The sequence below is a fragment of the Streptomyces sp. L2 genome (assembly GCF_004124325.1).
Lineage (GTDB): Bacteria > Actinomycetota > Actinomycetes > Streptomycetales > Streptomycetaceae > Streptomyces.
Genome location: NZ_QBDT01000001.1, coordinates 4078481 through 4091339, shown reverse-complemented (window position 1 = coordinate 4091339; position 12859 = coordinate 4078481). Strand labels below are relative to the sequence as shown.

Genomic DNA, 12859 nt, shown 5'->3' with positions numbered 1-12859 from the left:
TCCGGCCGCACGCGTCCCCGCCGCACGGAACCCCGGAGGGGACCCTCAGGGGTTGAGGCCCTTGCTCCGCAGCCAGGTCATCGGGTCGATGGCGGTGGCCTGGCCGTTCGGGTGGACCTCCACGTGGACGTGCGGGCCGGTGACGTTGCCCGTGGCGCCGACGCGTCCGATGACCTGGCCGGTGCTGACCTTCTGGCCGACCGTGACGTTGATCGAGGACTGGTGGCAGAACCACAGCTCGGTGCCGTCGTCCAGGGTGAGGATCGTGCGGTAGCCGTAGGCGCCGGCCCAGCCGGCCCCGGTGATCTTGCCGCTGTGGATGGCGTGGATGAGGGTGCCGGTGGGGGCGGCGAAGTCGAGGCCGGTGTGGTAGCCGGAGGACCACATCGAGCCGGGCTGGCCGAACGTCCCGGTGATCGTGTACGACGTCGTCGGCAGCGTGTACTGCTTCGCCAGCTTGGCCAGGCGCTCCGCCTCGGCCTTCTTGGCGGCGGCGGCCTCCGCGTCCTTCTTCGCGTCGGCGGCCTCGGTGGCGGCCGCCTTCTCCGCCTTGGCGGCCGCGTCGTCGGCCTGCTTCTCGGCGGCGGCGACGGCGGCCACGGTGGCCTTGGTGTCGACCTGGCTCTGCTGCCGGTCGGCCTGGGCCATGATCCGGTTGCGCAGCGCCTCGCCGGCGTCGGAGCCGCCCTGGTCGGTGGCGGAGGCGGTGCCGATGTGGGCCAGCGAGGCCGTGGTGGCTGCGGGGGCGTCGGAGGAGTCGTCGAAGAGGTGGCCGACGGACGGCAGGTCCGGCAGGTCGGGCATCGAGATCGACACCGGCGGCTTGCCGGTGTTGGCGCTGGCCATGCCGCCCGCGCCGACGGCGGCGATGACACCGACGCCGAGGACGGTGGAGCTGCGGGCGAGTCCGCCGCCGCGCTGCTTGGCGACGCGGTGCCGGCCGCGTACCGGGCGGATGGACTCCTCGGTGGGGTTCCACTCCTCCCAGGGGCCCTCGTCGGTGCGCTGGTTGCCGTAGCCGTAGGGCTCGCCGTCACGCTGGCTGGGCACGAAGGGGGCTGTCGGGGCAGGCCGGTTGGACGCCACGCGGGCGTACTCCTTTCCTTCCTCCGCCTACCGGGTTAGCTGACGGGTTCGGAGCAGGAAGGTCTCCTACGCGCGTATACGTGTCGTGGACTCACTGAGAAGTCCACGGCGGTATCCGCGTGATTCACCCCAAGGTGGTGGTTCCCCGGTTCCCTCGCGGGATTCGGCGCGTGCGCACGGAGCCGCCTCTTGTGACGGCTGGGACGACCGCGCTGCGTTATCGAACGTTAATAGACCGGGGTAGCTGATTCCAAGCTGTTCTGCTTGATCATTACCCTTTCTAGAGCGGACGTACGGGCCAAGAGGCATGCAAATCGGGCAGGTTGACCGAACTTCAGGAGTCACAGAGGTTTTGATGGTGACTCAGATGTTATGCGGAGGGCTTCCGTCCGGTCACCATGAGTGAGGGGTGGGGTCGGCGCACCGAGGGACGGCAGAAAACACTCAGGGCCGGAATCCGATGGATTCCGACCCTGAGTTTCAGTAGCGGGGACAGGATTTGAACCTGCGACCTCTGGGTTATGAGCCCAGCGAGCTACCGAGCTGCTCCACCCCGCGTCGTTGAGACCACTGTACGCCATCCGCGGGGTCCGATGCACATCCGTTCCCGCCGGGCAGGTCGAGGCGCTCCGGCACCGGCGGAAGCAGGTGGCGTCCTCAGCCCAGCAGGTGCGCGTTCGGTGCCTTGGCCGCGGCCTCGTACTCGGGCAGCACGACCACGTCCGCTCCCCCGCCGGTCAGCACCCCCGTGCCGTCGGCCCCGGCCACGAAGGTGTCCGGCTCGCGCCAGGCGGTGACCACCCGGCGCACGCCCGCCCCGAGGATCAGCTCGGCGCACGGCGCCGGGCGCGAGGAGCGGCGGGCGCAGGGCTCCAGGCTGCTGTAGACGGTGGCGCCGGGCAGCCGCGGGTCGGCGGGGTCGAGCTTGGCCAGAGCGGCCTCCTCGGCGTGCACCACCGGGTCGCCGCCCTCCCGCGAGTGGCCGCGCGCCAGTTCCGTGCCGTCGGCGGCGACCACGACCGCGCCGACGCTGAAGGCCGTCTCCGAGGGCGGGCACAGCGCGGCCAGCTCGCAGGCGGTGCGCAGCCAGTGGCGGTCGGCCGGGCCGGGCAGCGGGCCGGTGCCGGGGGCGGTGGGCTCGTACCGCATGAGGACGACATCCTCGATCCGGCGGGTCTCGGTGAGGCGGAGCCGGCCCGCCTGGTACGCCCCCGAACCGAACAGGCGCGGGGCCGACGGGTCGCCGACCAGGACCGGGGCGAGGACCAGCTGGAGTTCGTCGGCGAGGTCCTGCTGGAGGAGCTGGGTGTGGACGGTGCCGCCGCCCTCGACCATCAGCCGCCGTACGCCCCTGACGTCGTGCAGGTGCTCCAGCAGGGCGCGCCAGTCGAGGTCCGGGCCGAGGGCGACGACGTCCGCCGTGGGGCCGAGGGCGCGGGCGGCCCGCTCGGCGCCCCGGCCGGTCGTATAGACGATCTTGTCGCCGCCGGTGTGCCAGAAGTTCGCAGCGGGGTCGAGGCCGCCCGTGGCGGTGACGGTGACCTTGAGCGGGTACTCCGGCTTCCCCGCGGCGAGGCGGGCCGCGCGGCGCTCGGCGGAGTTGACGAGGAGGCGCGGGTTGTCGGCGCGGATGGTGCCGGCGCCGAGCAGGATGGCGTCCACGGAGGCGCGCACCTCGTCGACCCGGTCGAAGTCGGCGGGGCTGGAGAGCAGCAGCCGGTCGGGGCCGGTGTCGTCCAGGCAGCCGTCGAGCGAGACGGCGGCGGACAGCAGGACGTACGGGTACGGCATCGGCGCGCTCTCCCTGGCCTTTGGACTACGGGTTTGGTTCAAGGTTGAAACAACTTACACTGGCGGCATGACGACCCGCTGGCTCACCCCCGAGGAGCAGCGCGCGTGGCGCGCCTACATCGCCGCCTCCCAGTTGCTGGAGGACGCGATCGACCGGCAGCTCCAGCAGGAGGCCGGCATGCCCCACCTGTTCTACTCCGTGCTGGCCAACCTGTCCGACGCGCCCGACCGGCGGCTGCGGATGACGGACCTCGCGGAGACCCTGAAGATCACCCGCAGCAGGCTGACGTACGCGGTGACCCGGCTGGAGCGGGACGGGCTGGTGCGCCGCGAGGACTGCCGGTGGGACAAGCGCAGCAGCATCGCGGTGCTGACGGAGGCGGGCACGGCCGTCCTGGAGCGTACGGCGCCCGGGCACGTCGCCACGGTCCGCGCGACCCTCTTCGACCGGCTCACGCCGGAGCAGGTGGGGCAGCTGGAGGAGATCTGCACCGGGATCGTACGGGGGCTGCAGGGCGAGGAGACGGGGAGCGCGGCGGAGGACGTGCCGTGGCGGCGACGGTCGGCACCATGCTCGGGCACGGGCACGGGCACGGGCTCGGGGACTGGGACGGGGGCGGGGGCGGGCTCCGGTGCGGACACGGGCTCCGGTGCGGGCTCGGGCACGGGCTCGGGGACTGGGACGGGGGCGGGGGCGGGGGCGGGGGCGGGCTCCGGTGCGGACACGGGCTCCGGTGCGGGCTCGGGCACGGGCACGGGCACGGGCACGGGCTCGGGGACTGGGACGGGGGCGGGGGCGGGCTCCGGTGCAGGCTCGGGCTCGGGCGCAGGCACGGGCTCCGGCTCCGGCTCCTCGGCGGACGAGCTTTCCTGACGACGCGCGCCCGACCCCGCGTCCAGGGCCGCCACCGAAAGTCCGTTGCTTTAAGTTTTAAGCATGGGGTAGGGTCCACGATCACAACCGCTTGCTTCAAATCTGAAGCAAGCGGTCCGGAGATCGCCACGGACCCGGAGGCCCGCATGCCCACCACCCCTGTCGCCACGCCGCGCGCCCGCGTCCGGGTACCGCTGCGCTTCCATGACGGCTACGGCGTCGACGCCGAACTCGTCACCTTCCACGGCCTGACCGACGGCGCGGAGCACGTCGCCGTGATCCTGGGCGACCCCGCGCCCGGCACCGTCCCGCTGGTCCGTCTGCACTCCGAGTGCCTCACCGGGGACGTCTTCGGCTCGGCCCGCTGCGACTGCGGACCCCAGCTGCGGGAGGCGGTCGAACGCATCGCCGGCCGCGGTGGCGTCCTGCTGTACCTCCGCCAGGAGGGGCGCGGCATCGGCCTCTACAACAAGCTCGACGCCTACGCCCTTCAGGACCAGGGCCTCGACACCTACGAGGCGAACGCGGCCCTCGGCCTCCCGGAGGACGCCCGCGACTACACGGCGGCCGCGCAGATGCTGGCCGCGCTGGGCATCGGCGAGCTGGATCTGCTCTCCAACAACCCGGACAAGGCGGAGCAGTTGCGGTCGCTGGGCATGGTGGTCCGGGACCGGGTGCCGACCGGGGTGTTCACCACGGCGCACAACGTCCGGTACCTGCGGGCGAAGGTACTCCAGACCCAGCACACGCTGCCGCTGGCCGAGTTGACGGAACTGAACGCGGGCTGAGGCACCCGTTCGCCGCGCCACCTCAGGCGGCGTACGGCCGTTCCGCCCGCGCGGACCGCAACGCCCGCCCCCACCACATCAGCTGGCCGAGCATGCCTTTGGCGGCGCCCTCGGTCACGGCGGTGTCGTTGGGGGTGCCGTCCTCGGTGAGGTGCGACCACGGCCAGTGCAGACTGACCGCGTCCCGCATGCCGACCGCGTGCAACTCTGCGAAGACGAGACGGAGTTGCTCGACCGCGCGGATTCCGCCGCCGAGTCCGCCGTACGACACGAAACCGACGGGCTTGGCCTGCCACTCGGCGTGGTGCCAGTCGATGAGGTTCTTCAGGGCGGCCGGGAAGCTGTGGTTGTACTCGGGCGTGATCACGACGAACGCGTCCGCCGCGGCGAGGCGCGGTGAGACCTCCTTGAGCGCGGCGGCGGCCCCGGGGTCCGGGGCGCCGCCCCGGCCGGGCATCGCCAGGGGCAGCGGCACGTCGGCCACGTCGATGACGTCGAACTCCACGTCCTCGCCGCCGGCGGCGGTGCGGAGGAACCAGTCGGTGACGGCGGGGCCCACGCGGCCCTCGCGGACGCTGCCGACGATCACGGCGACGCGGAGAGGGGCATCGCCGGACGCGGACGTGTTGGTGGTCGCGTTGGCGGAGGTGTTGGTGGATGTGTTGGTGGGCGTGGTGGCAGGCACAGGAATCCCCCATGGATCGGGCGTTCGGCCGCTCGGTGCGGCCGCCTCTCCAGAAACGTACAACGATCGTTGTAATAAGTACAACGGTAATTGCACATTCATGGCCGGGTCCCGGTAGAGTGCGCAGCAGAGGAGGCCGATGTGGGCGACGTGGGCAACACGGGTGGCGAGACGAGCGAGACGAACGAGACGAACGACGCCCGGCTGGAGCGGGCGCGGCGCGAGGTGCCACCACGCAAGCTGGCCAAGCAGATCGCCATCGCGAGCGGTTCCTGCACCCTCTTCGGCCGTGAGGGCTACACCCGTGCCTCGGTCGACGCCCTCGCCGCCGAGGCCGGCGTCTCCACGCGCACTCTCTACAACCACTTCCCCGGCGGGAAGGCCCAGCTCTTCGGCGCCGTGGTGACGTGGTCGTCGAGCGAGGTGCGGGACGCCCAACTGGCCCTGCTGCGGGCCGTGCTGAACCCCGAGCACCCGCCCCGCCCGGAGGACCTGGAGCGCGACCTGGTCTCGCTGGCCCGCGCGTTCGTCGGGCTCATGACCGACTACCCGAACCACTTCGCCCTGGTCCGCCACATCCACTCCGAGGCGGACCACGTGCCGCCGGAGGTCCTCCAGGCCTGGCGCGAGGCGGGCCCCGAACCGGTGGCGAGGGCCCTCGCCGGCTCCATGGCGAACCTGGAGGACGCGGGCCTGCTCGACCTCCGGGGCGACGCCCCCCTGGCGGCGGCCCACTTCACGGCCCTCACGGGCCAGTTCATCGCCCTGCGCTCCCACTACGGCGTCCTCCCCCTCCCCGCGGAGGAGGTGGACGCCCTGATCAGGGGTGGAGTGTCGGCGTTCCTGCGGGCGTACGCGACGAGTTGACGGCGCCGGCCCCAGGCCGGGGATCGAGGGTCAGACCGTCACGTCGGCCGGGGCGGCCTGGGCGGCGGGCTCGCGCAGGATGGCGCGGCGGCGGACCGGCATGCCGAGCGTCGGGTGTCCGACACCCCAGGCCGCGCCCTTGCAGACCATCTCCTTGACGCGGGCGGCGAGCCGGCCGGTCAGGGCCGACCGGCGGGCCGTGTCGTCGGCCGTGACCCACTGGAGCAGGGCGTCCCGGCGGCCCAGCGAGACGCACTGGCCGTAGTAGCGCAGCGGCACGGTGGGGACCTTCGCGCCGGTCAGCCGGGCCGCGATGGCGTCAGCGGCCTGCCAGGCGGTGGGGACCCCCGAGGCGCAGGACATGCGCAGCGGCTTGTCACCGGGACCCATCGCCAGGACCGAGTCGCCCACGGCGTACACGTCCGGGTGCGAGACCGAGCGCATGGTGCCGTCGACCACGATCAGTCCCGTTTCGGTGACGTCCACGCCGGTGGCCCGGGCGATCGGGTGGACGGCGAAGCCGGTGGTCCAGACGGTGACGGCGGCCGGGAGGGACGTGCCGTCGGCGGTGGTGACGTGGTCGGCGGCCACCTCGGTGACGGCGGTGTCCTCGTGCACGGTGATGCCGAGTCGGCCGACGACCTCGCGCAGGTGCCGGCGGCCCTTGTCGGAGAGCCAGTCGCCGAGGGGGCCGCGGGCGACGAGGGCGACGTCCAGGTCCGGGCGCGCCTCGGCGATCTCCGTGGCGGCCTCCAGACCGGTGAGACCGGCGCCGGCCACCAGCACGGCGTGACCGGCGTCCAGCCGGGCCAGGCGCTCACGCAGCCGCAGCGCGCCGGGCCGGCTCGCGACCTCGTACGCGTACTCGGCGGTGCCGGGGACCCCCTGGTCGTTCCAGCCGCTGCCGAGGGCGTACACGAGGGTGTCGTACGACAACTCGCGCGTGCCGCCACCCTCACCGCCGCCGTCACCCTGGCCGGGCTGGACCTCGACGGCCTTGCGGTCCACGTCGACGCCGGTGACGCGGGCGATCACCAGTTCCACGCCGGTGCCCGCGAACATCTCGGTGAACGGGCGGGGCGTGAGCTCCTGGCCGGTCGCGAGCTGGTGCATCCTGACGCGCTCGACGAAGTCCGGTTCGGCGTTGACGAGGGTGATGTGGACGTCCTCGGGGCGCAGCCGCTTGGCGAGGCGCCCGGCGGCGGTGGCTCCGGTGTATCCGGCTCCGAGAACGACGATGCGGTGCTTCATGTTCCGGCTCCTGTCTCAGCGGGTTCGCCCCTTGAACCGGGCAGCCCGCCGCTTCCTGACAGGGTTGGCTTGTGAAGCACGTCACATGGGTGGTCAGAAGGCGTGGAAGAGGGGTTCGCCGTGGTCGGTGGCCGCCCAGCGCCGGGTGGCGCGGTCGAGCTTGTCGGGGTTGACCTGGCTGCGGAACGCGGCGATGCCGTCGGCCGTGATCTCCAGGGTGACGACGCCGATGACCCGGCCGTCGAGGACCGCGACGACGACGGGGGCGCCGTTGGCGGTACTGACGTAGATCCCGGGCGAGCCGCCGGCCAGGTCGCGCTTGGCCCGGCTCGGCTTGAACAGGCCGCGCATGAACGTCGCCACCGCGACCGCGCCCTCGAACGCCTTGGTGCGGGCCGGCACCTTCCCGCCGCCGTCGCCGACCGCGATCGCGTCCTGGGTGAGCAGCCGGACGAGCGGCTCGGTCCGGCCGCTGGTCGCCGCCGCGAGGAACTCGTCGATGATCCGGCGGGCGGCCACCTCGTCGATCTCGGTCCGGGGCCTGCCGTCGGCGACGTGCTTCTTGGCCCGGTGGAAGATCTGCTGGCTGGCGGACTCGGTGAGGTCGAGGATCTCGGCGATCTCCCGGTGCGGGTAGTCGAAGGCCTCCCGCAGCACGTAGACGGCGCGCTCGCTCGGGGTGAGCCGCTCCAGCAGCACCAGGACGGCGTACGACACCGATTCGCGCTGCTCCGCCGTGTCGGCGGGGCCGAGCATCGGGTCCCCGTCGAGCAGCGGCTCGGGGAGCCACTCCCCCACGTAGGTCTCGCGCCGCGCGCGGGCGGAGGTCAGCTGGTTGAGGCACAGGTTGGTGAGCACCTTCGTCAGCCAGGCCTCGGGCACGTCGACCCGCTCGACGTCGGCGCCCTGCCAGCGCAGAAACGTCTCCTGCACGGCGTCCTCGGCCTCACTCGCGGAACCGAGGAGCCGGTAGGCGATGGCCTCCAGCCGGGGCCGGGCCGCCTCGAACCTGTCCACGTCGCGCACGCTCAGGGCCATGCTGACGGATTTTAGTCCCCGGGGTCGGCAGGGGACGCGCGGCGGGTCGTGCCGTGAGCGGCGTGGTGGCACTCACGGGGGGTGTGCTCGCGGGCGGACGGGGCTCAGGCGGGGGCGAGTTCGGGCGGGCGGGGGTTCAGGAGGAGGCGAGTTCGGCCTCGCCGTGCGGGATGACGACGTCGTCCGCCGCGGGAACGGGAACGGGAGGGGAACCGGGGACGGGAGGGGAGCCGGGGACGGGAGAGGGCGCGCCAGCGGGAACCGGAATGAGAGGGGAAGCGGCAGCCGGAGAGGGAGCCGGAACGGAGGGGGAAGCGGAAACGGGAGAAGGCACGGCAGCGGAAGAGGCCGCGGCAGCGGCAGCGGGAACCGGATTCGAAGGGGAGGCGGCACCGCGACCGAGCCCGCCGTACACCACCACCACGGCGCCCAGCCCGAGCGCCGCCCCGGCCAACTGGGCCGCGACGAACGGGACGAGCGAGGCGGGGGAGATCCCGGCGACGGTGTCGGTGAAGACCCGGCCGACGGTCAGCGCCGGGTTGGCGAAGGAACTGGAGGAGGTGAACCAGTAGCCGGCCCCGATGTAGGCGGCCACGGCGACGGGGGCCAGGGACGCCCGGCCGATCCGGTCAAGGCCGAAGACCAGCAGGATCAGCCCGCCCGTGGCGACGGCCTCACCGAGCCACAGGTGACCGGCCGACCGGTCGTGGGTGGAGAACCTGACCAGTGGCTTGCCGAACATGGCGTCGGCCACCACCACACCGCCGATCGCCCCGGCCACCTGGGCCGGAATGTACGCCGCCACCTCGCGCAGGGCCGGACCGGTCCCGGCGCGGCGGCCGCTGAGCCAGGCGGCCAGCGTGACGACGGGGTTGAGGTGCGCTCCGGAGACCGGCCCGAACAGCACGATCAGCACGCCCAGGCCGAAGGCGCTGGCCAGCGAGTTGGCCAGCATCTGCACGCCCGCGTCGCGCGACAGCTCGGCCGCCTGGATGCCGGAGCCGACCACCACGGCCAGCAGCAGCGCCGTACCGACCGCCTCGGCGACGGCACGGCGCCCGAGGGAGGCGCTCACGCGCGCACCCCCGCAGTCCGCGGCGTGGCGAGAGGCGAGGCCAGGAAGGCGGCGAGGCGGTCCAGGGCGCCGGGCAGCGCCCGGTAGTACACCCAGGTGCCACGGCGCTCGCAGTCGATCAGGCTGGCCTGCCTCAGCAGCTTGAGGTGGTGGGAGATCGTCGGCTGGGAGAGGTCGAAAGCCGGGGTCATCTCGCACACGCAGACCTCGCCGCCCTCCCGCGAGGCGATCATCGACAGCAACCGCAGCCGCACCGGATCGCCCAGCGCCTTGAAGGCCTTGCCCAGGTCCACGGCACGCTCCTCTCCCAGCGGCGCCTCGGCCAGGCCCTGACAGCAGCCCGTGCCGCCCTCCCGGCCGCCCGCTTCCCGTTCTTGCTTCGACATGCCTCTATGTTGACGTTTTTCGATCCAGCGCGCAAGCTTGCATCGGCGAACATCAATGCAGCTCGTTCGAGGGCACCGCCGTGCCCCCACCAGGAGTGAAGCCATGCGCGATCAGCCCACCGACCTGCGGGAGAAGGTTCGCGAGCGGTACGCCGCCGCGGCCGTCAAGGTCACCGAAGGCGGCGCCGCCCGCTGCGGTCCGCGGCCCGTCGAGGTCGACGAGAACTTCGGTTCCACCCTCTACGCCGCCGACGAACGCGACGCCCTGCCCGCCGAAGCGGTCGCCGCCTCCCTCGGCTGCGGCAACCCCACCGCCGTCGCCGAACTCCGCGAAGGCGAACGCGTCCTCGACCTCGGCTCCGGCGGCGGCATCGACGTACTGCTCTCCGCCCGCCGCGTGGGCCCCACCGGCAAGGCCTACGGACTGGACATGACCGAGGAGATGCTCGCCCTCGCCCTGGCCAATGCGGCCCGGGCCGGCGCGCAAAACGTCGAGTTCCTCAAGGGCACCATCGAGGACGTCCCGCTGCCCGCGAACACCATCGACGTCGTCATCTCCAACTGCGTGATCAACCTGTCCGTCGACAAGCCCGCCGTCTTCGCGGAGACTTTCCGGGTGCTCCGGCCCGGCGGCCGTATCGGCATCTCGGACGTCGTTGCCGACGACGCGCTCTCCCCCGCCCGGCGCGCCGAACGCGGCGACCACGTCGGCTGCATCGCCGGCGCGCTGTCCTTCTCCGAGTACCGCGCGGGCCTGGAGGCCGCCGGGTTCGGGGACGTCGAGATCACCCCGACGCACTCGGTCGCGGACGGCATGCACTCCGCCATCGTCCGCGCCATGAAGCCGGCCGCCTCGGAGCCGGTCTCCAAGGCGAGCGGCTCGGACGCGGCCACCGAGGCGAGCGGCTCGGACGCGGCCACGAGACGATCGGCGACGTCCAGGGCCACGACCCCACCGCCGCGGCCCTCATGGGACAGGTCCGCACCGGCGTCCACGCCCACGCCACCGCCGGGGCGTCCCCCGGCGACATCCTCGCCCGCACCAACCGCCTCCTCACCGGCCTCGACCCAGGACTCTTCACCAGCTGCCTGATCGCCCACCTCGACGTGGCCAGCCACCACGCCCGGCTGACCAACGCCGGACACCCCCCACCCCTCCTGGCCCATCCCGACGGACACACCGAAATCCTCCGCCCCCCGCCCGGACTGCTCCTCGGCATCGACCCGACGCCGACTACACCACCACCGAGATCCCCCTCGAACCCGGCTGCGCCCTCGCTCTGTACACCGACGGACTCGTGGAGACCCCCGGCACCGACATCGACGACACCACCCGCGACCTGGCCCAGCACCTCGCCCACGCCCGGGCCCAGGACCTGAACCACCTCGCCGGCACCCTCATCCACCACGCCACCCGCGGCGCCCCCGCCACGACGACATCGCCCTCCTGCTCATCCGCCCGGAACCCCACCACGGTTGACGGCATCACCGCCGCTCCCCCATCCGGTGGACGACACCGGACGCGAACCAGCGCCGAAGCCGCTTCGAGGGAAAAGGATCGTTTCTGTCTGGCCCATCCGGGTGAGGCAGGGTGCGGCCGTCCGGTGCGCACCGCTAGAACCTGAAGTGAGCCGTGAGCACGGCCGGAGTGCGCCAGGGCGCTGTCGTCGCACGGCTCTCCGGCCGGCGCGGCCCCCCTGTGGTTCGGTGACCGGCAACGGAGCGAGCATGACCCCGATGAAATGGACCAATGACCTGCTCGACCCCCTGCGGAAGGCCGGCGATCCGCCGGCGGACGCCGCGATCGAGGAGATCTACGCGCTCGGCCGTCAGGAGCAGGTCCGCGAAGCACTCCTGGCCCTGGACCGCAACAACCTGTCCGTGCCGGCCGGGCTCCCGCCGAAGCTGCGGGAGTTCTTCGAGCACGGCGCCGTGCTCCCGTCGTGGGCGGACCCGCAGCTGATCACGCGCGGGCAGGGACTGCTCGGCCGCTACCAGGGACACATCGGCAGCACCCTGCTGTGCGCCTCCCTCCCGCTCTGCTACGGCTGTGCCGACGGCGCGCAGGTCCTGGCCCGGTCCACCCGGCTGACCCAGGGCGTCTACCGCAGGCTCATGGAGACGTCCCAGTTCGTCGTCGACGTCCTGGACACCGGAAGCCTGGAAGAAGGGGCGCACGGTGTGCGCTCGGCGCAGAAGATCCGGCTCCTGCACGCCACCATGCGCTACCACCTGTCCCGCAAGGACGACTGGGACACCTCCTGGGGACTCCCCGTCAACCAGGAAGACCTCGCCGGCACCCTGATGAGCTTCTCCGTCACCATCCCCCAGGGCCTGGCCCGCCTCGGCGTCGAGCTTCCCGCCCGCGACCGGGACGCGTTCTTCCACCTGTGGCGGATCATCGGCCACATCCTCGGCGTGGACGAACAGACCAACCCCACCACCTTCGAGGACGGCCACGCCCTCATGAACGCCATCCTGGCGCGCCAGCAAAAGCCCTCCGAGGCCGGCACCTCCCTGACCAAGGGCGTACTCGACTTCATCCGCGAAGTCCTCCCCGGCCCCCTTCTCACCGGAGTCGGCCCTTCCCTGATCCGCCACCTCATCGGCGACCGCGCCGCCGACATCGTCTCCGTCCCGGCCGCCGACCTCACCCAACTCGCCTTCACCGCCCAGTCACCCCTCAGCCTCGGCTACGGCAAGGCCGGCGACGCGGTACCGCTCCTCGCCAAGGCATCCAACGAGCTGGGCCTGGCCCTCTACAAGCAGGGCCTGCTCCTGACCAACAAGGGCCGCCGCTACCAATGGCAGGTCCCCACCGGCCTCACCCCCACAGCCCACTGACCGCTCCGGCCTCCAGCTCAGCGCCTTGCCCGCCTCGTGGACCGTGGCTCGGCGCTCGAAAACGAAGCAGCGCCCGACCCGGACGCTGCGTAGCAGGTCGGAAGGGGTGAACCCTCCCCTAGAGCCGTAGGCCCTGTGGGACTCGAACCCACAACCAAGGCCGGGGCGCCTTGG

9 protein-coding genes, 1 tRNA gene, 4 pseudogenes and 1 riboswitch are annotated in these 12859 nt (G+C 72.5%); of the genes and pseudogenes, 6 read left to right on the top strand and 8 right to left on the bottom strand.

Annotated features, from left to right (window positions below; translation table 11 throughout):
* Positions 1-45: 45 nt before the first annotated feature.
* The 3 genes from DBP14_RS18155 to DBP14_RS18145 form a co-directional block, all read right to left on the bottom strand.
* On the bottom strand, positions 46-1086 hold the full coding sequence (locus tag DBP14_RS18155) for a M23 family metallopeptidase (protein ID WP_129308229.1): 1041 nt from the start codon (positions 1084-1086) through the stop codon (positions 46-48).
* Between the two features lie 7 nt (positions 1087-1093).
* Positions 1094-1265, bottom strand: a riboswitch (cyclic di-AMP (ydaO/yuaA leader).
* A gap of 305 nt (positions 1266-1570) precedes the next feature.
* Positions 1571-1644, bottom strand: a tRNA-Met gene (locus DBP14_RS18150).
* Positions 1645-1743: 99 nt separating this feature from the next.
* The gene (locus DBP14_RS18145) at positions 1744-2877 is read right to left on the bottom strand and encodes a dihydrofolate reductase family protein (protein WP_129308228.1); all 1134 of its coding nucleotides are present in this window, start codon (positions 2875-2877) and stop codon (positions 1744-1746) included.
* Positions 2878-2944: 67 nt separating this feature from the next.
* Here DBP14_RS18145 and DBP14_RS18140 point away from each other — a divergent pair.
* Together DBP14_RS18140 and ribA are read left to right on the top strand one after the other, a co-directional pair.
* Positions 2945-3454: pseudogene (locus DBP14_RS18140) on the top strand (MarR family transcriptional regulator); the annotation flags it as partial.
* Positions 3455-3897: 443 nt separating this feature from the next.
* Positions 3898-4539 carry a GTP cyclohydrolase II gene (ribA, locus tag DBP14_RS18130; protein WP_129308227.1) on the top strand — a complete coding sequence of 214 codons (642 nt, stop codon included), beginning with the start codon at positions 3898-3900 and terminating at the stop codon, positions 4537-4539.
* Between the two features lie 22 nt (positions 4540-4561).
* Here the strand turns inward: ribA and DBP14_RS18125 are convergent, their stop codons facing one another.
* Positions 4562-5128 carry an NAD(P)H-dependent oxidoreductase gene (locus DBP14_RS18125; RefSeq protein WP_241741253.1) on the bottom strand — a complete coding sequence of 189 codons (567 nt, stop codon included), beginning with the start codon at positions 5126-5128 and terminating at the stop codon, positions 4562-4564.
* Between the two features lie 237 nt (positions 5129-5365).
* Here DBP14_RS18125 and DBP14_RS18120 point away from each other — a divergent pair, with 237 nt between their 5' ends.
* Positions 5366-6091, top strand: a complete 726-nt coding sequence (locus DBP14_RS18120) for a TetR/AcrR family transcriptional regulator (RefSeq protein ID WP_241740960.1) — start codon at positions 5366-5368, stop codon at positions 6089-6091.
* 30 nt (positions 6092-6121) lie between these two features.
* Here the strand turns inward: DBP14_RS18120 and DBP14_RS18115 are convergent, their stop codons facing one another.
* From DBP14_RS18115 to DBP14_RS18100, 4 genes and pseudogenes are all read right to left on the bottom strand, one after another.
* The gene (locus tag DBP14_RS18115; RefSeq protein WP_129308225.1) at positions 6122-7342 is read right to left on the bottom strand and encodes an FAD-dependent oxidoreductase; all 1221 of its coding nucleotides are present in this window, start codon (positions 7340-7342) and stop codon (positions 6122-6124) included.
* Positions 7343-7435: 93 nt separating this feature from the next.
* On the bottom strand, positions 7436-8380 hold the full coding sequence (gene sigJ, locus DBP14_RS18110; RefSeq protein WP_129308224.1) for an RNA polymerase sigma factor SigJ: 945 nt from the start codon (positions 8378-8380) through the stop codon (positions 7436-7438).
* A 409-nt stretch (positions 8381-8789) separates the two neighbouring features.
* A pseudogene (locus tag DBP14_RS18105) lies at positions 8790-9455 on the bottom strand (aquaporin); the annotation flags it as partial.
* Positions 9452-9841, bottom strand: coding sequence for a metalloregulator ArsR/SmtB family transcription factor (locus DBP14_RS18100; protein ID WP_129308223.1), 390 nt, complete (start codon positions 9839-9841; stop codon positions 9452-9454). The gene DBP14_RS18100 and the pseudogene DBP14_RS18105, both read right to left, overlap by 4 nt.
* Before the next feature lie 103 nt (positions 9842-9944).
* Here DBP14_RS18100 and arsM point away from each other — a divergent pair.
* The 3 genes and pseudogenes from arsM to DBP14_RS18085 all read left to right on the top strand — a co-directional run.
* Positions 9945-10697 (top strand): annotated as a pseudogene (gene arsM, locus DBP14_RS18095) (arsenite methyltransferase); the annotation flags it as partial.
* A gap of 71 nt (positions 10698-10768) precedes the next feature.
* Positions 10769-11321 (top strand): annotated as a pseudogene (locus DBP14_RS18090) (PP2C family protein-serine/threonine phosphatase); the annotation flags it as partial.
* Positions 11322-11569: 248 nt separating this feature from the next.
* Positions 11570-12685, top strand: a complete 1116-nt coding sequence (locus DBP14_RS18085) for an oxygenase MpaB family protein (protein ID WP_129308221.1) — start codon at positions 11570-11572, stop codon at positions 12683-12685.
* Positions 12686-12859 lie beyond the last annotated feature (174 nt).